This window comes from Sphingomonas citri, assembly GCF_019429485.1.
GTDB lineage: Bacteria > Pseudomonadota > Alphaproteobacteria > Sphingomonadales > Sphingomonadaceae > Sphingomonas > Sphingomonas citri.
In genome coordinates this window covers 228,495-250,582 of sequence record NZ_JAHXZN010000004.1, presented here as the reverse complement: position 1 = coordinate 250,582, position 22,088 = coordinate 228,495, and the positions used below count along the sequence as shown (strand labels likewise).

Genomic DNA, 22,088 nt, shown 5'->3' with positions numbered 1-22,088 from the left:
GCGGTGCTCGCGCGCACGCGGGAGCCCAGAGCCGCAGGCGCTACGCTGCGTCACCTTCGGCTCCTGCGCGCGCAGGAGCACCGCTGCATGTGGAGGAGCGCCACGCTCTCCGCTTTTCTCGCCGTCATCCTGAACTCGTTTCAGGATCCAGCGAGCCGCAGGCGGCGCGGCCGTTGGGTACGCGGCGCCGTGGATCCTGAAACAAGCTCAGGATGACGCCAGCGGGTACGTCCGTGGCCCAACCTACGCTCCCCCTACCGCCCGCCGGAACACCCCGCCCGCCCCACACATTCCACCCGCATGGCGGGACGCGTGCGGCGCAAGCAGGGACTGGCCGAGGCCGAGCGGCGCGCCGTCACCGAGACCGCGCTCCCGGATCGTTGCGCGCTGTGCGATCGTCCGCTCGGCCGCCGCGTCGAGTGGCACCATGTCGTGCCGCGCAGCGAAGGCGGACGCGACACCGTGCCGCTCCACCCGATCTGCCACCGTGCGATCCACGCCGCCGCGGACAATGGCGCGCTCGCCCGCGCCGGGACGCTCGAGGCGATCCGCGACTGGCCCGCGATCGCTCGCTTCCTCGGCTGGATCGCGGACAAGCCCCCCGACTTCCACGCGCCGACCCGCCGCCGCGTCGCGTGACCGCGGGAGAGCGGCTCAGCCCGCCATCATTCCCCACATCAGGTAGCCGTTGAGCCCGACGATCACCGCCGCGATCGCCCACGCCAGCCCGGCCAGCCAACGCGGCGCGGCGAACTCGCCCATCAGCCGCCGGTTCGCGGTATAGGCCACCAGCGGGATCACCGCGAAGGGCAGTTGCAGGCTCAGCACCACCTGGCTCAGCACCAGCAACTCGGTCGCGCCGCGGTCGCCCATCGCCGCCACCACCAGCACCGCCGGCACGATCGCGATCGCGCGCGTCACCAGCCGGCGCAGCCACACCGGCAGGCGCACGTCGAGGAAGCCCTCCATCACGATCTGCCCGGCCAGCGTGCCCGTCACGGTCGAGTTCTGCCCGCTCGCCAGCAGCGCCACCGCGAACACCGCGCTCGCCGCGCCCACGCCGAGCATCGGCGACAGCAGCTCGTGCGCCTGCTCGATCTCGGCAACCTCGGTGCGGCCCGCGGTGTGAAAGGCGGCCGCCGCTAGGATCAGGATCGCGGCGTTGATGAAGAAGGCGAGGCCCAACGCCACGGTCGAGTCGATCGTCGCCAGCTTGAGCGCCTCGTGCCGATCTCGCGCGCCGCTGCCGTAGGCGCGCGTCTGCACGATCGAGGAGTGGAGGTAGAGGTTGTGCGGCATCACCGTCGCGCCCAGGATGCCGATCGCGATGTAGAGCATCGCCGGGTTGGTCACCACCTCGCGCGAGGGCACCAGCCCGCGCGCGGCACCGCCCCAGTCGGGATTGGCCCAGAACAGCTCGAACGCGAAACAGCCGGCGATGATGATCAGCAGGCTGGCGATGAACGCCTCGAGCCGACGAAAGCCGTAGCGCTGCAGCGCGAGGATCAGGAAGACGTCGAGCGCGGTGACGATGACGCCGTACACCAGCGGCAGGCCGAACAGCAGCTTGAGCGCGATCGCGGTGCCCAGCACCTCGGCCAGGTCGCAGGCGATGATCGCGATCTCGGCCAGACCCCACAGCAGCCAGGCGACCGGGCGCGACGAGTGCTGACGGCACGCCTGGGCGAGATCGAGCCCCGCGCCGATGCCGAGCCGCGCCGACAGCGCCTGGAGCACGATCGCCATCAGGTTCGACAGCAGCACGACCGAGAGGAGCGTGTAGCCGAACGCCGAGCCGCCGGCGATGTCGGTCGCCCAATTGCCCGGGTCCATGTAGCCGACCGCGACGAGCCAGCCCGGCCCGACGAAGGCGAGCAGCTTGCGCCAGAAACCCGCCCCCTCAGGCACGGGGACGGTGGCGAAGCTGTCGCCGAGCGAGCGCACGGTGGAGGTCATGTGCCGCGTTGAATGCGGGAGACGCGCCGCGGTTTCAATGGGGCGGGTGGGATGGCGCTAGAAGCACCTCAGATCCTCCCCGCCATGCGGGGAGGATCTTTGCTATCGCCGCTCGTAGGCCTTGGGCAGCGCGCCCTCGGTCGGCGTGAGATAGCGGTCGCGCAGGTCGGTCTGGCGCGAGCGCATCGGCTGCGCGCGGCCGTCGACCCAGGTCGCCACCGGCACCGACGACAGCTCGAGCGGGTCACCGTCCCATAGCACGACGTCCGCACGCCGGCCGGGACGCAGCGAGCCTATCTCGCCGCCCAGCCCGATCGCCTCGGCGGGACCGCTGGTGATCGACGCCCAGGCCTGGCCCCAGTCGAGCCCGGTCGCGCCCGGCACGCGCGTGATCGCAACGAGGTTGCCCGCGAACTGGCGCAGCACATGGTCGCCGCCCGACGCGCCGGTCGAGGCCAGCGCCACCGGCACCCCGGCGGCGCGCATCCGCCCGACGTTCGACTCGGTCGCGGCGAGGCTCTCGAAGCTGGCGGGCAGATCGGCGAGCGCGTGCGCGATCACCGGCACGCGCGCCGCGGCGATCTCGCGCGCCACCAGCCAGCCCTCGGCGACGCCGACCAGCACCAGCTTGACCTTCGCATAGTCGCGCGTCAGCCCGAGCACCTGGCGGATATCCGCGGCGCGCTCGACATGGACGAGCAGCGGCAGCTGGCCGTCGAGCACGCGCCCGAGCGTCTCGGCGTCCGCGCGGGTCACCAGCGAGTCGCGCGAGCGGCCGTCGAACGCCTTGGGATCGCGGCGATAGTCCTGCGCCTGCTGGAAGGCGTCGCGCAGCAGCGCCCAGGCCGCGGGGCGGCTGCCACCGGCGAGCTTGCCGCCGTCCTCGCCCAGTTCGACATATTCGAACGCGCGCGCGCGGGTCAGCGCGTCGGGGTCGCTGCCGAGGTCGATCACCGCGCCCTGCCCGGCGAAGATCGACCCGCCCGCCTCGGGCGCGACGATCGCGCGCGTCACGCCGCCGAGCCGCTCATTGGCGACCTTGACCCCCGAAGGGTTGACCGCGACCGACACGTCGATCGAGGCCTTGTACGGCGAGTTCCTCGCGCCCGCGTCGTTGCTCTCGGACACGCCGTCGGCGTCGACCAGCGACAGGTCGGTCATCGCCGAGACCACGCCCGGCGTCACCCATCGGCCGGTGGCGTCGACCACCTCGGCGCCCGCGGGCACCGCCACGCCCGCGCCGGCGGCGACGACGCGGCCGTTCGCGATCACCACCGTGCCGCGCTCGATCGGCGCCGAGCCGTCGCCGATCGCGACGGTACCGCCGGTGATCGCGATCGTCTGCGCCGCGGCGGGCACGGCCAGCACGCTGGCGGCGAGGAGGAGCAGAGCGCGCGTCACTTGACGTCTCCCGAACCGGGCTGGCCGAGCTCGAAGTCGCTCACCGGGCGGCGCTTCGGATCGCTCGAATCATAGAGCAACGCGCCGTCGACCCAGACCTTCTCGGGCCTTGTGTAGACGCTGAACGGATTGCCGTTCCACAGCACCGCGTCGGCCATCTTGCCGGGGCGCAGGCTGCCGGTCTGCGAGTCGATGCCGAGCGCCTTGGCCGGCCCGAGCGAGAGCCACTTCCACGCCGCTTCGTCGCTCACCTGGATGCCGGCGTGACGCGCCGAGGAGAGCACCTTGGCGACTTCCTGGTTGAGCCGCTGGATGCCGTTCTCGTCGTCGGAGTGGATCATCGCGCACGCGCCCGCGTGATCGAGGATCGCGAGATTCTCGCCGATCCCGTCGTAGCTCTCCATCTTGAAGCCGTACCAGTCGGCCCAGACCGCGGCGCAGGTGCCGCTGGCCCTGAGCAGGTCCGCGATCTTGTAGGCCTCGACCGCGTGGTGGAAGGCGGTGACGTGGTAGCCGAACTCCTTGGCCATATCGAGCACGATGGCCATTTCGTCGGCGCGGTAGCAGTGGTTCTGCACCATGATCTCGCCCGAGAGCACGCCGCGCAGCGTGTCCATGCCGATGTCGCGGTCGGGCGGATCGCCGCCCTCCTTCTCGTATTTGTCCCACTTGCGCTTGTACGCCACAGCCTTCGCCCAGGTCTGGCGATCCACCGCGACATTGCCCATGCGGGTCGACGGCTCGCGGTTCTTGCTGCCGTAGACGCGCTTGGGGTTCTCGCCGCACGCCATCTTGAGGCCGTAGGGCGCGCCGGGGAACTTCATCGCCTGCATCGTGCGCGCGTAGACGTTCTTGAGCACCACGCTGCGCCCGCCCATCAGATTGGCCGAGCCGGGCAGGATCTGCAGCGTCGTCACCCCGCCGTTGGCGAGCGCGCGGCCGAAGCCGGGGTCCTGCGGCCACACGCTGTGCTCGGCCCAGACGTCGGCGGTGATCGGCGCGGTCGCCTCGTTGCCGTCGGACAGCGCCTGCACCTGCGGGCTCGGATAGTCGCCGAGATGGCTGTGAATGTCGACGATGCCGGGAGTGATGTACTTGCCCGCGCCGTCGATCACGGTCGCGCCCGCGGGCGCGTCGAGCGACTGACCCACCGCGGCGATCTTGCCGTCCGCGAGCAGCACCGCGCCGCCGTCGATCCGCCCGCCCTCGCCGTCGAACACGGTGACGTTGCGCACCAGCGTCGGCACTCCGGGGTAAGCGTGGTAGGTCGAGGGGTAAGGATCGCGCGCGTATTTCACCGGCGGCGCCTTGGCGGCGGCGCTCTTGGGGCGATCCTTGCCGTCACTCGCGCAGGCGGCGAGTGGCAGCGCGATCGCGACCGCGCCCCAGAGCGCGCGGCGCCCTCGACCGAGCTTCATGCATTAACCCCTTTTCTTATGCTCTACCCTCTCCGGGATCATGGAACGGGGGGAGCGCGGCGGTCAAGCTTCGTGCGAATATGGGACGGCCGGCCGCGACATCTGCCGTAACAAGAGTTCAACAGTCTCTTCTATCGAACACATGTTAGAACTATTAGCTCTCATGCGTTGACGGCATCTCAGCCGCTGTATAGACGCCACATCATCATTTCGAGGAGTGTTACGATGAACGACGAGACCGCCAGCACCAATGTGGTCGAGCTCGCGACCGAACTGACGATCGCCTGGCTGTCCAATCCCAACACGCGCGCCTCGGGCGAGGACGTTCCCGCGTTTCTGCGCACGATGCACGACGCGGTGTCGAACCTGTCGTCGAGCACTTCGGTGACCAGCTCGGAGGAGCCCGCGAGCGACTATACCCCCGCGGTTTCGGTGCGTAAGTCGTTGGCTTCCAAGGATCATCTGATCTCGCTGATCGACGGCAAGCCGTACAAGACGCTGCGTCGCCACCTCGCCGGCCACGGTCTGACCCCCGACGACTATCGCCAGCGCTTCGGCCTGAAGCCCGATTACCCGATGGTCGCCGAGAATTACTCGCAGGCGCGCCGCGACATGGCGAAGAAGATCGGTCTCGGCCGCAAGCCGGGCGCGCGTCGCGGCGGTGGCGAGGAGGCCGCGCCGACGCCGGCCCCCGCGCCGCGCGGCCGCCGCAAGTCGGCCCCGGCCGAGGCCTGAGCCTGACGCCGGCCGCGGGGATCGGGGCGTGACCGACGCCCCCTCGGCCGGGCTGGTCGAGCGCGCGCGCGGCGCGCTCGGCGACCGGTTGCGCGCGCTGGTGGCGAGCGAGCAGCTCGACCTGGCGCGCGCGCCCGACGATCCCGGACTGATCGCGCGCGACTCCCCCGCCTGGGCGGTCCACGCCGATTTCTCCGCGATGATGATCGGCGGCATCTCCGCGCTGCTGCTCCAGATGCTCCACCCGCGCGCGCTCGCCGGGGTGTGGGACCATAGCGGCTTCCGCGACGACCGGCTCGGCCGACTGCGCCGCACCGCCAGCTTCATCGCCGTCACCACCTTCGGCGCGACCGACACCGCCGAGCGCGCGATCGCGCAGGTGCGCCGCGTCCACGACCATGTCACCGGCACGCTGCCCGACGGCACCCCCTATCGCGCCGACGATCCGGCGCTGCTCACCTGGATCCACGTCGCCGAGGTGGACAGCTTCCTGCGCGCCTACCTGCGTTACCGCGACGCGTCGCTGAGCGCGGCCGAGCAGGACCGCTATCTCGCCGACACCGCGGTGGTGGCGGAGAAGCTCGGCGCCGCCGACGTGCCGCGCTCGCGCGCCGCGGTGGCGGACTATTACGCGCGGATCCTGCCCGAGCTGCGCGCCGACCATCGTACGCGCGAGGTGGCGGCGGCGCTGCTCGCGCCCGGCGACGACCCCGCCGCCGCGGCGGCGCTGGCGGTGGCGAGCGCGGCGGCGGTGGACCTGCTGCCGGGCTGGGCGGCGGCGTTGCACGGCCGCCTCCAGCCCGCCGCCGCACGCCCCGCGATCCGCGCCGGCGCGGACGGGGTGAGCCGCGTGATGCGCTGGGCGCTGAAGGCGCGGTAAGGACGCGCTCCCGCCGGAGCAGGAGCGCGGGGGCTCACCATTTCACGTCGACACTGAGGGTGAAGCGGCGACCGAAGTCGTCGATGATGGTGTTGGGGTAGGCAGGCGCTCTGAACGCATAGGATTGCACCATCGGCCCGGCGGTCAGCTTGTCGAAGACATTGCTGACATTGAAGGTGAGCCCGAAGCGCCGTTGCGCGCCGAAGGCATAGCCGATCGAGGCGTCGTGCAGGCTGTACGCGGGCACGCGGATAAAATCCCGCACTTCGTTCCGTTCATTCGTCCCCTCGATCGGCGCGCCGGCGGAGAAGGCGTGAGTGGCGCTCGCCCAGTTCCAGACCCATTGAGCGAAGAAGCCGCCGTGCTCGTAGCCGCCACGCCATTGCGTGCGCCACTTGCTGACACCGATGCTGCCCGCGGACTCCTCTGCGTGCGCGAGGTCATTGTCGGCCGCGGACAGATAATGGAACAAGCGATAGACGTTGCCGTGCAACACCAGCTTGCCCGCGTCGGCGCCGAACAATCCGTCAAGCGGCACCACGTCGTCCAACGTCGCATTGGCCGCCTCGACTTGCAACTTGCCCTGGTTGATGAAGCCCATGTTGAAGCCGTTGGCGATCTCGAAGGCGCGCTGGTTGTCCGCCGGCAGGCGCTTGAAGAAGCCGCAGGTGTTCACGCCGATGTCGGCGCGGTTGTCGGGATAGTGCGGGCTGTCGAGGCACAATTGCATCGCGGTATCGATGTCGGTCGGCACGATCTGGTCCTCGAGCAGCACGTGCACATAGTCGCCGCCCAACTTGAAGTGCGGCGCGAACGCGGGCGTGAACACCGCACCCACGGTCCAGCTTCGCCCGCGCTCCGGGCGCAGGCCGGGCGAACCGTTGAAGACGCCGGTGATCGCGGCGCCGGACGGGACATAGCCGTTGAGGAACTGGTCCGCGCCCGCCGTGTCGGTCGCCAGCCCCGCGTCGATCACCGCGCGACGGCAGTTGGCGAGGCGCGTCGCTGGATGCACCCCCTGCCCGATCTCACCGGAGGAACAAGGGTCGGTCGGCGAGGTGAAGGCCGGCTGGCCGCCGAGGAACAGCTCGGTCACGTTCGGCTGGCGGATCGAGTGGGTCCAATTGCCACGCACCAGCAGCGGCACGACCGGGCGCCAGGTACCCGCGAGCGAGTAGACGCGGTTCCACCGCCCCGCCTCGCGCTGCACCAGCGTGCTGCCGTCGAGCGAACGCACGTCGGGCGCGGCGCCGCTCTGGCGGACGAAACGGATGCCGGGGTCGAAGCTCAGCTGGCGCAGCAGCGGCGCGGTGAACGCACCGCCGAACAGCGGGACACTCGCCTCGCCGCCGAACTCGGCGGTCTGGACATGCCCCTCGGTCGCGGCGATCGCGACCAGCCGCGTGCCGCCGGTGCGGGTGAGATCGTCGGTGTGATAGGCGAGCTGCTCGCGGCGATACTCGCCGAAGAAGGCGTAGCGCAGCGCGCCGGCCGGCAGGTCGAGGATCGGCCCGGACAGCGACGACTGCGCGAAGATCATCTCGCTATGATTGGTCAGGCTGGTCGGCGCGGTGACATAGTCGCGCGCGGCCGCCGACATCTGCCCATAGCCGAAGACGTTCATCGGCCGGCACGCGGCGATCTGCGCCGCGGTAACGACGCGGCGCAGTCGCTTCTCGACCATCACGCCCGAGGCGTCACGCTCGCGCACGATCTCCTCTCCCACGACGCCGTACGGAGTCTGGCCGAGGATGCCGGCACCCGCCGCGGTCTGCGCGCGGCAGACGATCCGCCCCTCCGCGTCGCGTACCGCGTCCACCGCCAGCGCATATTCGATGTCGCGGACCTGGCGCCCGGTGCCCGAGAGGTCGCTGCGACCGTAGCTGGCCGAGGCATCGTAGTGGGTGGTCTTGCCGAACGCCGCGAACGTGCCGCGCACGCCCAGCACGGACCGATAGGTATCGCTGCTCACCGTCACCGGATTGTCGCCGAACAGGTCCTGGTTGCTGCGTGACAGCAGGAACTTGTCGGTCACTCCCGCGGCGCCCAGCGCGGCGCGCGCCTGATCGCCGAGATAGGGGTTGGAGAGCTGCATGGTCAGTTCGTTGCCCTCGGCGGTGGCGTCGCCGATGCTGTTGCTCACTGCCCCGGTGCGCGGCAGCAGGTTGCGGACGTGCGCATAGCTTTCCTCGGTGTAGATCGTGGCGGCGTCGCTCACGTCGAGATGCGCGAGCAGCGTGGCGATGACGCGATCCTGCTGGACTCGGAGCGGAGCGAAGCGCGTGCCGTCGCTGCCGCGTGCGGCATCCTAGCTGATCGCCCCGGCCGTGGTGCTGGGCGTCACGCTCGGATCCGCGATCACCGCCACCGTGATCGCGCGCAGGCCGCCCGCCGCGTCGAACTGAAGCGGCACCGCGAGCCGTGGCAACGCTCCCGCCGTCGCCGGATCGGTGTTGGCGCGTGTGAGAAAGCCGCGCACGAAGGACCCGATGAAGGCGTTGATGTCCGCGCCGGGGTGCGCCTTGAGGTATTCGCGCGGGGTCGGCAAATTCGCCTGGAGCAGGTTGAGCGCGAGCGCGTCGCGCTGCGACGTGCTGCCGCCCGCGCCCGCCAGCGCCGGCGCGTAGCGCGCGATCACCGCGGCGTCGAAGGCGTCACGCGCCGCACCCGCCTCCGCGCTCGCGCGCGTGCCGGGCAGCGCGTCGGGGGCGAAGGCGCAGAAGCTCGACAGGTTGGCCACGCTGCAGCGGCTGCCGCTCGCCACCGGCCGGCCCGGCACCAGGTTGGTGTTGCCCGCCATCGTCCAGAGCGCCTCGGGCCGGTAATCGGGCGAGGCAACAGGATCGTTCGGATCGGTGGTGGTCAACCCCTGGAAGTCCGCGGGAAGATAGCCGCCCAGATAGCCTGGCGCGTCGTAGCTGAACACCGCACCATTGTACGTGGTGAGAAGCGAGCCACCGCGATAACCCGCGCCCGCGATATTGTTGGGTACCTTGTCCGCGGCGCGCGCGACGAAGGCGCTGCCTCCGCTGCCGTCGAGCGTGGGGACGTAAGCGGCGTTACGTACGCCGCCGTTGCGGAACGAGGTCGGTGCCAGGTAGTGGGCACGATACCCGGCGCGGTCACTCTGATAGAGCGCGTCGTCGCGATCATATTCGAGAGCCACGCTGACGTTGCCGCGACCGCCGGCGAGGTCGTGCCCCGCCGCGGCGCTCAGCCGGTAGCGCGCGCCGTCACCGCGCGCGGTCAGTCCCGACAGCGCGTTGAGGGAAAAGCCCTCGAGATGGTCGTTGAGGACGATGTTGATCACACCCGCGACCGCGTCCGAGCCATAGGCCACCCCGCCGCCGACGGTGACCACGTCGCTATGGTCGATCAGCGCGGCCGGGATGGTGCTGAGATCGACCTGCGACCCGGTCGTGTTCCCCGCGACGAACAGCGACGCCGAATTTCCCGAGACGTAGCGCCGACCGTTGACCAGCGTCAGCGTCCGGTTCGAGCCGAGCCCGAACAGGTCGGCATAGGCCTGACCTAGGCTCTCGCCCTCGCCGTTGCCGCCATAGGGGTTCGCGCCGGCGGTCACGAACGGCACGTCGGTCAGCGCGTCGAGCGCGTTGGTGAAGGTGCGGCGCTGGATCTGCTCGCCGCTGACCTGCGCGCCGGGAATCACGCCGTCATAGGCGGGCTGGACGATGCGCGAGCCGGTGACCACCACCTCGGCTGGGGCCTCCTCGCGATCGGTCGCGACCGCTGGAGCCGCCGACGGCACCTGCTCGCTCGCCGCCGCCTGCGCGCGTGCCGCGCCCGGCGCGACCATGCCGCTGACCAACGCGGTCGCGGCGAGTAACGTCACCCTGTTCATGTCCCACCCCTTGCCTCGGCCGCCGATGGCCGAGACGAGAGGGTGATCCCTGCAACAAAAGAGTCGCAACTCTGTTGCCCAAAAGCAACAAAGCCGCGACTCTTTTCTTATCAGACATTTGCTTAAAACACCGCGGCGTCGCTCACCATCTTGGGTGACGCTAGGCGGTGATTGTCGCGCCCGATCGCCGATCCGGGTCGGGCGCGATCGGATCAGCCCACCACGACGGTGACGGCGCGGCGGTTCTGCGCCCAGCTCTCCTCGTCCGAGCCGAGCGCGACCGGGCGCTCCTTGCCGTAGCTGATCGTGGTGATCCGCGTCGGCGCGATGCCGCGCGCGACGAGATAGTTCTTCGCCGCGTTGGCGCGGCGGTCGCCCAGTGCCAGGTTATACTCGCGCGTACCGCGCTCGTCGGCATGGCCCTCCACCGTGATGCGCACGTTGGGGTAGCGCGTCAGCCACGCCGCCTGGCTGTCGAGGATGCCGCGCGCGGTGCCGTCGATGTCGTACATGTCGAGCCCGAACAGCACCGTGTCGCTCTGCGCCGAGCGCTTGAAGTCGGCCGCCGAGCCCGGCGTGATCCCGCCGTTGGGGTCGGTCGCGGGCGCCGGCGGCGCCTCGGGTGCGCCCCCGGGGGCGGGCGGCAGCACATCGGGGCGCTTCTTCGAGCAGGCCGCGGTGGCCACCAGAGCCGTCGCCATCAACAGGGTGGTCGTCAAACGTGCCATCGCGTGTTCTCCCATGTTCGCCAATGTCTTGGTCATCGTATGTCAGGATCGAGTGTCGCCGCTTCCGCTCACGGGCGCAATGGCCCCCAGGCCGGATCCGAACCGTCGAGCGGCGTCGGCACGCGGCGCTCGTTGACGCCGGTGAGGTCGACCGACCACAGATCGGCCTTGCCGGCGTTGCCGCGGCCCTGGCGGAAGAACATCAGCACGCGGCCGTTGGGGCTCCACGACGGCCCCTCGTCCTGCCAGCTGTTGGTCAGCAATTTCTCGCCGGAGCCGTTCGGGCTCATGATACCGATGCGGAACGCGCCCTGGATCTTGGTGAAGGCGATCAGGTCGCCGCGCGGGCTCCACACCGGCGTGGCATAGCGCCCGCCGCCGAAGCTGATGCGCTGCTGGTTCGATCCGTCCGCGTTCATCACGTAGATCTGCTGCCCGCCCGATCGATCGCTCTCGAACACGATGCGCGAGCCGTCGGGCGAGTAGCTGCCGCCGGTGTCGATGCCGGGCGAGTTGGTCAGCCGCTGCGGCGTGCCGCCCGCGGCCGGGACGCGGTACAGGTCGGTGTTGCCCGCCTGCGCCATCGAGAAGAGGATGTAGCGACCGTCCGGCGAGAAGCGCGGCGCGAAGGTGGTGGCGACGTTCTGCACCACCAGCCGCTGCCGCCCCGAGCCGAGCTCGTAGACATAGATGGCGGGGGTCCGTCCCACGTAGCTCATATAGACGATCGACTGCTGGTTGGGCGCGAAGCGCGGCGTCAGCACGATCGACGAGCCCGCGGTGAGGAAGCGGCTGTTGGCGCCGTCCTGGTCCATGATCGCGAGCCGCTTAATGCGGTTGGCCTTGGGTCCGGTCTCGCTGACATAGACGACGCGGCTGTCGAAATAGGCGCCCTCGCCGGTGAGGCGGGTGTAGACCATGTCGGCGCACTTGTGCGCGGCGCGGCGCCAGTCCGACGGCGGCACGACGAAGCCCTGTCGCGTCAGCTCGGTGCGCGCCGAGACGTCGTAGAGGTAGCAGCCGACCGTCAGCGTGCCGTCGCCGTTGGCGCGGATATAGCCCTGCACCAGCGCCTGCGCGCCCGAGCCGCCCCAGTAATCGTAAGCCGGCGCGGTCACCTCGGGGAAAGCGATCGCGCGCGTCGCCGCGGCCGCCAGCGGGTTGAACAGCCCCGAGTTGCGCAGGTCGTTGGCGACGATCTCGCTGAGCTGGCGGCCGAGCCGGTCGGTCGGGCCGGCGGGGGTCTGCACCACCGACTGGGTCGGCATCGGCGGGATCGCGATCGGCATCGGCGCCGAGATGCCGCCGGTGACGTCGACCTCGAGCGGCGGCGGGGTCTGGCCGACGGGCGCGCCGGGCTGCTGCACGGGCGCGGGCGCGGCGGGGGTACCGGCGGGCGGGACGAGCTGCGCGGCGGCGGGGGTGGCGAGCAGCGCGGCGGCGGAGGCGAGCAGCGCGGTGACGGCGGAGCGGGTGGTGACGCGCGCGCTCAGTCCATGCTCAGTGCCACCCCGGCGGACGCCGGGGTCCAGGTGGGAAGGCCCTCGTGGCCGTTGCGAGACGTCCCCCAACTGGACCCCGGCGTCCGCCGGGGTGGAGCCTTCCGGGACGACACCTGGCGAGGTGACGGTCGAAGAGGATGTCACCGAGCCGAAGCCCAGCGCCGAGGTACCGCAGAGTCGGAGTCGCATCACCGCAGTTTCCAGTTGTAGTTGATGTTGCTCCACCCCCCGTTGGCGGTGGCGTAATATTCTGCCGGCAGCTTGAGCGGCGAGCAGCCCTTGAACGCGGCCACGCCGAGATCGACCACGCGCCGCGCGTAGCGCTGGTTGTCGTCGTCGACCCCCGACTGGCGCACCACCGTCGGCACCGCCGCCAGCGTGCCGTCGCGGTTGAGCCGGAGGTTGAGCGTGGTGACGATCTGGTTGGCGCCGGGGCCAGGATCGACCTGGCGGTCGGCGCAGGGCTGGATCTGGCGCGCGATCGCCTGCTGGATCCCCGCCAGCGCGCGCGCGTCGACCCGCGCCGCGGAGGGCGGCGCGTCGCTCTCCTTGGCGCTGCTCTTCTCCGCGGTGAGCCCCTTGAGGAAGTCGCTGCCGAGCCGGCCGCCCTTCGGGCGCTCGGCCTTGGCGGTCTCGGTCTTGCCCGCGCCCTTGGCCGCGGCGGCGGGCGCCTTGGCCTTGCTCGGCGCGCTCGCGGCGCTCTGCTGCTTGGTCGGCGCCGGCTTGCTCGGTGCCTTCTCCGCCGCCGGGGCCGGCTTGGGCTTGGGCTGCGGCTTGGGTTCGGGCTTGGGCGCCGGCGCCGGCTTGGGCGGCGCTGGCTTGGGCGGCACCGGCTTCGGCGGCGCGGGCTTCGGCTCGGGCCGGGGCTCCGGGCGCGGCTCGGGGAGCGGCGCGGGGGCGGGCACCGGCGCGGGCGGCGCCGCGGCGGGCGGCGGCGAGTCGACCGGCTCGCCCGCCTCGGGCGACACGCGCTGCGACGGCGGCTCGGTCGCGGCGGGCGCGGCGGCCTCGAGCCCGACCTCCTGCACGAGGCTGACCTCGACCGGGTTCTGCTTCAGCTTGATCGGGTTGGGCGTGTCGAGGAAGCCGACCGACAGCAGGCCGAAGAGCAGGATATGCCCGGCCGCCGCGACTCCCAGCCCGATCTTCTCGGCGCGTTCCACGTCCGCGTCAGTCCTCGCCGACGGTGACGAGCGCGACGCGGTTGAGCCCGGCGCGGTTGAGCTCGCCCATCACCCGCATCACGCGGCCATAGTCGAGCCCGCGGTCGGCGCGCAGGAACACCTGCGGCGGCTGGCCGTCCTTCCCGGTCGCGGCGATCGCGGCGAGCCGCGACGGCAGCGCGTCGGCGGGCACCTCCTCCTTGGCGACGAAGATACGGCCCTGCTCGTCGAGCGAGATCTCGGTCGGCTGCTGGTCCTGGTCGAGCGGCTTGGCGCGGCTGTCGGGCAGGTTCACCGGCACGCCCTGGGTCAAGAGCGGCGCGGTGACCATGAAGATGATCAGCAGCACCAGCATGACGTCGACCAGCGGCGTCACGTTGATCTCCGCCATCGGCGCCTTGCGGCCCTTGCCGCGGCTGGAGGGGAGGTTCATCGCCATGTGCTCTAGCCCTCAGCGCTCGCCGTCGAGCTGGCGCGACAAGGTGGCGTGGAAGCCGTCGGCGAAGCGGTTGAGCCGCGCCTCGATGCGATTGATCGCATGGCCGAAGCGATTGTACGCGATCACCGCGGGGATCGCCGCGAACAGCCCGATCGCGGTGGCGAACAGCGCCTCGGCGATGCCCGGCGCCACCACCGAGAGGCTGGTGTTCTGCTGGCTCGCGATCGCGGTGAAGCTGCGCATGATGCCCCAGACGGTGCCGAACAGCCCGACGAACGGCGCCACCGAGCCGACCGTGGCGAGCACGTTGAGCCGATCCGAGATGTCGTCGATCTCCTTGGCCACCGCCGCGCCCATCACCGTGCCGAGCCGCTCGCGCGTGCCGTCGCGGTCTATCACGTTGCCGTGGGTCGAGCGGCGCCACTCGGTGACGCCCGCGGCGAGCACGCGCGCGGACGGCAGGTCGCTCTGGCCGTTGCTCTTGTAGAAGGCGTCGATGTCGTCCGCCTTCCAGAAATCGCGCTCGAACTGCGCGCTCTTCCGCTTGGTGCGGCCGAGCTTGAGCCAGAAGCCGATGATGATCGCCCAGGTCCAGATGCTGGCGAGCAGCAGCCCGAGCATCACGCCCTTCACCACCCAATCGGCCTGGAGGAACAGCGCGATCGGCGACAGGGTCGCGGCGTCGGTCTGCAATATCGGATTCACGGCGTCTCTTCCCCTGTGGTATTCGCCGCGGCGGTATCGGCGAGGCGGCGGAACTGCTCGAGCCAGGCCGCGGGCTGGCGCCGCGGCCGACCGTCGGCGCCGACCAGCGCCGCGGTGACCTCTGCCCGCGCCAGCATTTCCGCGCCGCGCCTGACTGTCTGATGAATGACCACGCTGGCGGCGCGCGCCTGCGCCACCTCGCTCTCCACCAGCAGCGCGTCGCCGAGCCGGGCGGGCGCGGCGTAGCGGATGTGCAGGTCGGCGATGGCATAGGCGCCGCCGCCCGCCTCATGGTGCGCGCGCTGGTCGATCCCGGCGACGTGGAGCATGTCCGAGCGGGCGCGCTCCATGTAGCGCAGGTAGTTGGCGTGGTAGACCACGCCGGAGAGATCGGTGTCCTCGAAATAGACCCGCAGCGGGAAGAGATGCACCCTCCCCGCGAACCGCCCCTCTGCTGGCTGATCGTGCACGCCCGCCGTCATGGCTGAGGCTGGTAACCGATGCGCCGAGGGGTGGGAACCCCGCATGGGCGTGACGTGGGTCAGCTGGGGGAGCTTGATCCTCCCCTGCAAGGGGAGGTGGCAGGCCGCGGGCCTGACGGAGGGGTGTCGACGCTGGTGAGTCCACTTACGCTCGCCGGCCGGGTCACTCCTCCGTCGCGCTGCGCGCGCCACCTCCCCTTTCAGGAGAGGATGAGTCAGCGTTCACTTCGCCACGAAGCTGTTGACCGAACGGTCCTTGCGCACCCTGGCGCCGTCGAACACCGTGCCGTTCATCGCGATCCACACGCCCGGCGCGGCGGTCTGCGCCGCGGCCACCGCCATGCCGAGGTTGAACGGCGCGTCGCTGTCGGCGAAGCGCGCCGGCGCCAGTGCCCCCACCAGCACGATCGTCTTGCCCGCGACGCCCGCCCCCGCCGCCAGCAGCGCCGCGGCGGTGTCGGTCATCGTGTCGGTGCCGTGGGTGATCACCGCGCGTGCCTCGGGGGCCGCCGCGACGGTCGCCACGATCGCGGCGCGGTCGGCGTCGGTGAGGTCGAGGCTGTCCTTGCGCAGCAGCTCCACGACGCGGAAGGGCAGCGCCACGCGCGCCTGGCGCAGCACGCGCTCCACCACGCTGTCGCCGATCTGATACTCGCTCAGCGCGTCGAAATAGAGCTTGTCGATCGTCCCGCCGGTGGTGACGACGAGCAGGCTCACGCCCCCTCCCCCGCCGCCTCTAGGAGCCCGTGGCGCGCCAGCATCGCCGCCGGGTCCGGGTCGCGCCCGCGGAAGGCGCGGAAGCTCTCCGCCGCCGGCCGCGTCGCGCCGCGCGCGAGCACCTCCTCGCGCAACGCGGTGCCGGTGGCGCGATCGACCAGCCCGTTCTCGGCGAACTTGCCGAAGCCGTCCGCGGCCAGCACCTCGGCCCAGAGATAGCTGTAATAGCCCGAGGCATAGCCGCCCGCGAAGATATGCGCGAAGCCGTGCGGGAAGCGGTGCCATTCGGGCGGGCGGATCACCGCCACCTCGTCGCGCACCGCCTCGATCACCTCCATCGGGTCGCTGCCGAGCGTGCCGAGATGGAGCAGAAGGTCGAACAAAGCGAACTCGAGCTGACGCACGATGAACAGCCCCGACTGGAAGCGCCGCGCCGCCACCATCTTCTCGAACAGCTCGGGCGGCAGCGGCGCGCCCGTGGCGTGATGCCCCGACATGCCGGTGAGCACGTCGCGGTCCCAGGCGAAATCCTCCATCAGCTGGCTCGGCAGCTCGACCGCGTCCCACTCGAACCCGCTCGTCCCCGCGATCGAGGGCCGGTCGACGCGCGTGAAGAGGTGGTGGAGGCAGTGGCCGGTCTCGTGCAGCAGCGTCACCACGTCGTTGTGGCTCAGCAGCGACGGCGCGTCGGGACTCTTCGGCGCGAAGTTGCAGACGAGATAGGCGACGGGCACGCGGACAGTGTTGCCGTCGCGCAGCCGCGGCCGCGCCTGCGCCATCCATGCCCCGCCGCGCTTGCCCGGTCGCGCGTGGAGATCGAGGTACAAACCGGCGAAGGTCTCGCCGGCGTCGTCGACCACGTCATAGTAAGTGGCGTCGGCGTGATAGGTGGCGACGTCGTCGCGCGCGACCAGCCGGAGCCCGAACAGCCGCCCGAGCAGCGCCTGCCAACCCGCGGTGACGCGCTCGACCGGAAAATAGCCGCGCACCTCCTGCTCGTCGACCGCGTAGCGCGCCTGGCGCAGCCGGTTGGCGGCGAAGCCCGCGTCCCACGGCTCGAGCCGGTCGAGCCCGAGCGTGTCGCGCGCGAACGCCTCCAGCGCGTCGCGGTCGCGCTGCGCGGCGGGGCGGGCGCGGCGGGCGAGGTCGCGCAGGAAGGTCAGCACCTCGCCCGCGTTGGGCGCCATCTTGGTGGCGAGCGACCATTCCACCGGATCGGCGAAGCCGAGCAGCCCCGCCGCCTCGCGGCGCAAGGCGAGAATGCGCGCGATCCGCGGGCCGTTGTCGAACTGGCCGGCGTTGGGCCCCTGGTCGGACGCGCGCGTGCCATAGGCGCGGTACACGGCCTCGCGCAGCTCGCGATCCTCGGCGAAGGTCAGCACCGCGGTGACGCTCGGCTGTTGCAGCGTGACGAGCCAGCCGTCCTGCCCCTTGGCCTTGGCGGCCGCGGCGAACATCGCCTTGTCCGCGTCGGACAGGCCGGCGAGCCGCGCCTCGTCCTCGATCGCCAGCGTCCAGGCGTCGGTGGCGTCGAGCAGCGCGCTGCCGAACTCGGTCGAGAGCGCGGAGAGCTCGACCGAGATCGCGGCGAAGCGGTCGCGCTTGTCGGCGTCGAGCGCGACGCCGGCGAGGCGGAAGTCGCGCACCGCATGCTCCACCGCGACGCGGTCCTGCCGTGGCAGCGCGGCAAAGGCGGGCGACGCCTCCAGCGCGGTGAGCACCTCGTAGAGGTCGCGGTTCTGCGCGACCTTCATGCTGTGCTCGACCAGCTTCTCCTGCCCGGCGGCGTGTGCGGCGCGCAGCTCGGGCGTGTCGGCGACGCCGCGCAGGTGCGACACCGCCGACCACAGCGCGTCGATCGCCGCCTCGGCGCGCTCGAGCGGCAGCGAGGCGGCGGCGAAGTCGGTCGGGCGCTCGCGCGTGACGGTGGCGACCGCCTCGGCGTGGCGCGCGATCGCGGCGTCGAGCGCGCTGGCGATGGTGTCGGGGGTCAGCGCGGCATAGTCGGGCAGCGCGATCGGATCGAGCAGGTCGGTGTCGGTCATCACCCGCGATGATAGGGACGGCAAGAGCGGCTTGCCAGTGGCGGCGCGACCGGGCTGCGCGTGGTGGCGACGCTTTCCGCGATCAGGTCGCACCGGTCGAGCGCGAACGGTCTATGATGAGAGGTCTTCCTCGGAGGTCAGCGGCATCATGCTCACCGCCCTCGTCCTGCTGCTCGGATCGCCCGCGACCGGCGCGCCTGCTGTCTCACCTCGCGCGGCCGCCGCGCACGACGAACGCGCACACGCGACGGCGGTGCTGACCGCCGCGTTCGCGCGACTGCTGCCGCCCACCGCCGTCCCGCCGCGGGTGACCCTTTCCGACGTGGCCGTCGCGGCGCCGTTCGCGCGACGCGAGGCGGACGCGGTCATCGTCGATCCGCGCGTGGCCGAGCTGATCCACACTTCGCCGGAGGCGCTCGCCTTCGCCGCGCTGGCGCTCGGTTATGATGACGACGACGCCGCGCGGACGCCATCGAGCGCGGGCATCGACCTGCGCACCGTCGCGGCGGCGCTGGCGGTCGGCGCGGCGGGTGACCGGCTCGATCGCTCGGGGCGGGCCGAGACGCCCGACGATCGACGTGCCCGGCGACGCTACGATTGGACGCCGCCGACGACGGAGCGGCTGAGCGCCTCGGCCGCGGCGGCGCGGCGCGCGGTCGCCCTTCTCACCCGCGCGGGTGGGTGCACCGCCCCGCTGGTGGCGCTGCTCCGCCGAATGGCGGCGACGGAACGCGATCCGGGAGGGCGGCCCGCGGCGCTGTTCGCGCGACAGGTGCTGGATGACCTCGGTCCTGTCGCCTACCCGCCCGACGGCTCCTGTCTCCGGCCATGATGCCTCCGCACTGACGATCCTTGCGGCGGCGCGCCCTCACTCCGCCGCGACGAGCTGCCGCGCACTGCTCCGGGCTCGCCACCGCCACGCTGCCTGTCCGGCGAGCGCCGCCACCATCGTCAGCCCGGTCAGCGGGAAGAGCAGCCCCGCCACGCCCATGATCGCGACCAGCCCGGCGCCGCTCTGTCCCGGCGGCGCGGCGAGGCGGCCGCGCGGGCGGCGCTTCCACCACATCACGGGCGCGCTCACGCACAGCAGCGCCAGCGCGGCGCAGGCGGCGAGCATCACCAGCCGGTTGGGCTCGCCGTACTGCTTGCCCTGGTGGACCGCGGCGCTCCACTCGATCACGCGCGCGGCGCCGCCGAACTGGTCGAAGCGCGCGTCCTGCAGCACGCGCCCGTCGCGCGCGTCGACGTAGATCACATGTGCCGCCTGCGCCGGCCCGAGATTGGCACTGACCAGCCACGGTGCGCCCGGCGCGGCGGGCCAGCTCAGCGTATAGTCACGCATCACGCCGTGCCGCGCCGCCGCGGCGAGCGCCTGGTCGGCGGTGATCGCGGCGCTGCCGTGTGTCGTGCCCCCATGCGCCGAGCCGTGCGGCATCGGCCGCTGCTGCAGCGACCAGGGAAGGTCGTGCTGCGCGTGCTCGAGCGCGGGCGCGACCGGCGCGGCCGGCCGGCCCCAGCCCGCGCCCGCCACCGCGGCCTGAACGTTCCGGCCCCACACCGCGCTCCACGGCAGCCCGCTGAGCGAGAGGAAGAGGATCACCGCGCCGGCCACCAGCCCGGTCGAGGCGTGGAGGTCGCGCCAGAACAGCCGCTTGGCCGGTGAACCGCGGACGCCGATCGCGGGGGCGCGGCCGCGCCGCCACCACAGGTACAGCCCGCTCAGCACCAGCACGATCGACCAGCCCGCCGCGATCTCGATCAGCCAATTGCCGACCCAGCCGGTCAGCGCGAGGCTGTGGAGCTTCTTCACCGTCTGCATCACCCCACCCGGCGTCGTGGTGCCGGCGATCCGCGCGTTGCCCGGGTCGACGAAGGCCATGCGGCTGGCGCCGTCGGACAGCGCGTACGTGAGCCGCCACGCCTCGTCGGCGCGCGCGGGGCGGAGCAGCTGGACGACGCGCCCGCCGGTCTGGCGTTCGACGCGCGCCGCCAAGGTGCCGGCCGACAAAGGTGCGCCGGAGGCGGTAGCGCGCAGCCAGTCGCCGTAGACGACGCGCTCCAGCTCGGGCTTGTAGAGGTAGAGCGAGCCCGTCACCGCGAGCCACAACAGGAAGGGGAGCGTGAGCAGGCCGGCGAAGAAGTGCCAGCGCCATACCGCGCGATACAGGTCCGCCATCGTCACCGCTCCGCCTGGACGGTTCGCGGCATAGCGCAGAGATGGTTAACAATGCGCTCACCGAGGCGCGTAGGGCAGGTAGCAGCGGTCATCGCGGACGATCCCTCGTGCGCCTTCGCGCGGCGCTGGGCACGCGCGCGGCTGGGACGGACACCGGCGCGCGGGCGCCGGCGACAGGTCAGGCGACGAGGGCGAGCGGCGGCGCGCGCAGCGGTGGACGCCACCGCGGCGGCGCTCGCGGCGCGGCGGCGGCGCGGAGCCGGGGCGTCGGCGTCGCGGCGACGAGCAGCGTCAGCGTCGCTAGCACCGCCACGGCGGCTACCGCGAGCGGCGCGGCGAGCGCGGCGAAGGCGCAGGGCTGGTCCGGCGCCTGCTGGTGGGCGGGAGAGCCGTCATGCCCGTGGTGCGCCACCGGCGTCACGCCGGGGCAGGCGACCAGCGCGAGCGGCCGTGTCGGGCTCAGCATATAGCCGGCCGGGACGAGCAGCCGTACCGCGAGCGCCGCCACCACCAGCCAGAGGGCCAGGCGCGGGCTGTTCGCGAGAGTTCGGCGCAGCGACGTCACGCCCGAGGGACTAGGCGCATGGCGGGGGCGGCGCAACGACGTCGATCAGCACGGCCCCTTGGAAGGATCAGATCCTCGCCGCTCGCGCGGAGGAGGACCGCCTATGACCCGTTCGTGCAGCTCCGGCGCATCGAACCTGTTCCGTGATCCCAGGCTCCACCCGTGATCCACGGTGCCGCGTACGCCCGAGCCGTTGCTCTCGCGGAAGCATGGATCCCGGGTCAAGTCCGGGATGACGGTAGGACGTGAGCGCGCTGTGCGCCTCCAAGCCATAGGCGGTCCCCTCCCCCGTACCGCGGATGATCTCAGCTCGCCGCTCAGATATCCCCCAGCCCCGCCTCCTCGGCGTCGCCGCGCCCCTCGGCGACGAACTGCGCCAGCAGCCACGACGCCGCCGGCCCGGGCGGCGAGTCGCGGCGCCAGATCGTGCCGAAGCGGTAGATTCCGCCGGGATGATCGGGCAGCGCCAGCCGCACCAGCGTGCCCGCCAGCAGGTCGTCCGCCACCATCGGCAGCGGCATGTTGCCCCACCCGATCCCCTCGCGCAGCAGCGCGTGCTTGGCGCCGAGATCGGCGAGACGCCACGTCTGGTGGCTCACCACCGCGAAGTCGCGCCCCTCGGTGAAGCGCGACCGATCGCTCAGCACCAACTGCGTGTAGCCGCGCGCCGCGCCAGGCTGGATCACGGTCATGCGGCCGAGCGGGTGGTCGGGCGCCGCCACCGGCACCATCGCCAGCGCCCCCGACGCCTCGCACTCCAGCCCCTCCACCCCGGCGGCGAGCGGACCGGAGACGCCGATCGCGGCGGCGCCGTCGAGCACCATCGCCGCCACCGCGCCCAGCGCCTCGACGTGGAGTCGCAGCGCCACCGTCGGATATTCGCGCGCGAAGCCGCGCAGCACGCGGCCGAGCCGCTCCGCCGGCAGCATCACGTCGACCGCGAGCACCACCTCCGCCTCCAGCCCCTGGAGCAGCCCGCGTGCCTTCGCGCGCAGCCCGTCGATCCCCGCGGCGACCGCGCGCGCCTCGACGAGCACCGCGCGCCCGGCCTCGGTCAGCGCCGGGCGGCGCGTGCCCTCGCGCTCGAACAGCGTCAGCCCGAGCTGCGCCTCGAGGTTCGCGATCCCGTAGCTGACCACCGACACCGCGCGGTTGAGCTTGCGCGCCGCCGCGCCGAAACTGCCCGCGTCGACGATCGCGAGGAAGAGGCGCAGCTGGTCGAAGGTCGGCGTGCCGGGCTCGCTCACTGTTCCACTTCCTCGAACGTGACCGACGATTTTATCCGGCTGAACGCGAGGGGCCGCAAGCCCTAGA

Annotated in this window: 20 protein-coding genes; 4 read left to right on the top strand and 16 right to left on the bottom strand. The window is 71.8% G+C overall.

Annotated features, from left to right (window positions below):
- Nucleotides 1-312: 312 nt before the first annotated feature.
- Nucleotides 313-639, top strand: a complete 327-nt coding sequence (locus KZ820_RS13425; RefSeq protein WP_308462225.1) for an HNH endonuclease signature motif containing protein — start codon at nucleotides 313-315, stop codon at nucleotides 637-639.
- Nucleotides 640-654: 15 nt separating this feature from the next.
- Here the strand turns inward: KZ820_RS13425 and KZ820_RS13420 are convergent, their stop codons facing one another.
- The 3 genes from KZ820_RS13420 to KZ820_RS13410 all read right to left on the bottom strand — a co-directional run bounded on the left by KZ820_RS13420 (nucleotide 655) and on the right by KZ820_RS13410 (nucleotide 4,775).
- Complete coding sequence (locus tag KZ820_RS13420; protein WP_219749120.1) at nucleotides 655-1,956, bottom strand: Nramp family divalent metal transporter; 1,302 nt, start codon at nucleotides 1,954-1,956, stop codon at nucleotides 655-657.
- Between the two features lie 102 nt (nucleotides 1,957-2,058).
- A complete protein-coding gene (locus tag KZ820_RS13415) occupies nucleotides 2,059-3,357 on the bottom strand; it encodes an amidohydrolase family protein (RefSeq protein ID WP_219749119.1) in 1,299 nt (432 codons plus the stop codon).
- Complete coding sequence (locus KZ820_RS13410) at nucleotides 3,354-4,775, bottom strand: amidohydrolase (protein ID WP_219749118.1); 1,422 nt, start codon at nucleotides 4,773-4,775, stop codon at nucleotides 3,354-3,356. The genes KZ820_RS13415 and KZ820_RS13410 overlap by 4 nt, the downstream gene beginning before the upstream one ends.
- A gap of 225 nt (nucleotides 4,776-5,000) precedes the next feature.
- Here KZ820_RS13410 and KZ820_RS13405 point away from each other — a divergent pair, with 225 nt between their 5' ends.
- Together KZ820_RS13405 and KZ820_RS13400 are read left to right on the top strand one after the other, a co-directional pair.
- Nucleotides 5,001-5,510, top strand: a complete 510-nt coding sequence (locus KZ820_RS13405; RefSeq protein ID WP_219749117.1) for a Ros/MucR family transcriptional regulator — start codon at nucleotides 5,001-5,003, stop codon at nucleotides 5,508-5,510.
- Between the two features lie 28 nt (nucleotides 5,511-5,538).
- A complete protein-coding gene (locus tag KZ820_RS13400) occupies nucleotides 5,539-6,390 on the top strand; it encodes an oxygenase MpaB family protein (protein WP_308462224.1) in 852 nt (283 codons plus the stop codon).
- A 34-nt stretch (nucleotides 6,391-6,424) separates the two neighbouring features.
- On the opposite strand, the gene KZ820_RS13395 is transcribed toward KZ820_RS13400, so the two are convergent.
- The 10 genes from KZ820_RS13395 to KZ820_RS13350 all read right to left on the bottom strand — a co-directional run bounded on the left by KZ820_RS13395 (nucleotide 6,425) and on the right by KZ820_RS13350 (nucleotide 18,033).
- A complete protein-coding gene (locus tag KZ820_RS13395; protein WP_219749116.1) occupies nucleotides 6,425-8,608 on the bottom strand; it encodes a TonB-dependent receptor domain-containing protein in 2,184 nt (727 codons plus the stop codon).
- Between the two features lie 90 nt (nucleotides 8,609-8,698).
- A complete protein-coding gene (locus tag KZ820_RS13390) occupies nucleotides 8,699-10,252 on the bottom strand; it encodes a TonB-dependent receptor plug domain-containing protein (protein WP_219749115.1) in 1,554 nt (517 codons plus the stop codon).
- 212 nt (nucleotides 10,253-10,464) lie between these two features.
- A complete protein-coding gene (pal, locus tag KZ820_RS13385; protein ID WP_219749114.1) occupies nucleotides 10,465-10,980 on the bottom strand; it encodes a peptidoglycan-associated lipoprotein Pal in 516 nt (171 codons plus the stop codon).
- A 68-nt stretch (nucleotides 10,981-11,048) separates the two neighbouring features.
- Nucleotides 11,049-12,671 (bottom strand): Tol-Pal system beta propeller repeat protein TolB, encoded by a 1,623-nt coding sequence (gene tolB, locus KZ820_RS13380; protein WP_258048150.1) that lies wholly within the window; start codon nucleotides 12,669-12,671, stop codon nucleotides 11,049-11,051.
- Complete coding sequence (gene tolA / locus KZ820_RS13375; RefSeq protein WP_219749113.1) at nucleotides 12,671-13,645, bottom strand: cell envelope integrity protein TolA; 975 nt, start codon at nucleotides 13,643-13,645, stop codon at nucleotides 12,671-12,673. Before tolA ends, tolB begins: the two co-directional genes overlap by 1 nt.
- 7 nt (nucleotides 13,646-13,652) lie before the next feature.
- Entirely contained in the window at nucleotides 13,653-14,084 is a 432-nt protein-coding gene (tolR, locus tag KZ820_RS13370; protein WP_219749112.1) for a protein TolR, read from the bottom strand.
- A 12-nt stretch (nucleotides 14,085-14,096) separates the two neighbouring features.
- Complete coding sequence (gene tolQ / locus KZ820_RS13365; protein ID WP_132909557.1) at nucleotides 14,097-14,789, bottom strand: protein TolQ; 693 nt, start codon at nucleotides 14,787-14,789, stop codon at nucleotides 14,097-14,099.
- Entirely contained in the window at nucleotides 14,786-15,271 is a 486-nt protein-coding gene (locus tag KZ820_RS13360; protein WP_219749111.1) for a YbgC/FadM family acyl-CoA thioesterase, read from the bottom strand. Before KZ820_RS13360 ends, tolQ begins: the two co-directional genes overlap by 4 nt.
- 222 nt (nucleotides 15,272-15,493) lie before the next feature.
- Nucleotides 15,494-15,988 carry an asparaginase domain-containing protein gene (locus KZ820_RS13355; RefSeq protein ID WP_219749110.1) on the bottom strand — a complete coding sequence of 165 codons (495 nt, stop codon included), beginning with the start codon at nucleotides 15,986-15,988 and terminating at the stop codon, nucleotides 15,494-15,496.
- Entirely contained in the window at nucleotides 15,985-18,033 is a 2,049-nt protein-coding gene (locus KZ820_RS13350; RefSeq protein WP_219749109.1) for a M3 family metallopeptidase, read from the bottom strand. The genes KZ820_RS13355 and KZ820_RS13350 overlap by 4 nt, the downstream gene beginning before the upstream one ends.
- Before the next feature lie 148 nt (nucleotides 18,034-18,181).
- Between KZ820_RS13350 and KZ820_RS13345 the strand changes: the two genes are divergently transcribed.
- Nucleotides 18,182-18,865 carry a hypothetical protein gene (locus KZ820_RS13345; protein WP_219749108.1) on the top strand — a complete coding sequence of 228 codons (684 nt, stop codon included), beginning with the start codon at nucleotides 18,182-18,184 and terminating at the stop codon, nucleotides 18,863-18,865.
- Nucleotides 18,866-18,901: 36 nt separating this feature from the next.
- Here the strand turns inward: KZ820_RS13345 and KZ820_RS13340 are convergent, their stop codons facing one another.
- The 3 genes from KZ820_RS13340 to KZ820_RS13330 form a co-directional block, all read right to left on the bottom strand.
- Complete coding sequence (locus KZ820_RS13340) at nucleotides 18,902-20,209, bottom strand: PepSY-associated TM helix domain-containing protein (protein ID WP_219749107.1); 1,308 nt, start codon at nucleotides 20,207-20,209, stop codon at nucleotides 18,902-18,904.
- Nucleotides 20,210-20,387: 178 nt separating this feature from the next.
- The gene (locus KZ820_RS13335) at nucleotides 20,388-20,774 is read right to left on the bottom strand and encodes a hypothetical protein (RefSeq protein ID WP_219749106.1); all 387 of its coding nucleotides are present in this window, start codon (nucleotides 20,772-20,774) and stop codon (nucleotides 20,388-20,390) included.
- A gap of 317 nt (nucleotides 20,775-21,091) precedes the next feature.
- Nucleotides 21,092-22,021: a LysR family transcriptional regulator gene (locus KZ820_RS13330; RefSeq protein ID WP_219749105.1), complete on the bottom strand. Its 930-nt coding sequence runs from the start codon at nucleotides 22,019-22,021 to the stop codon at nucleotides 21,092-21,094.
- Nucleotides 22,022-22,088: the final 67 nt, after the last annotated feature.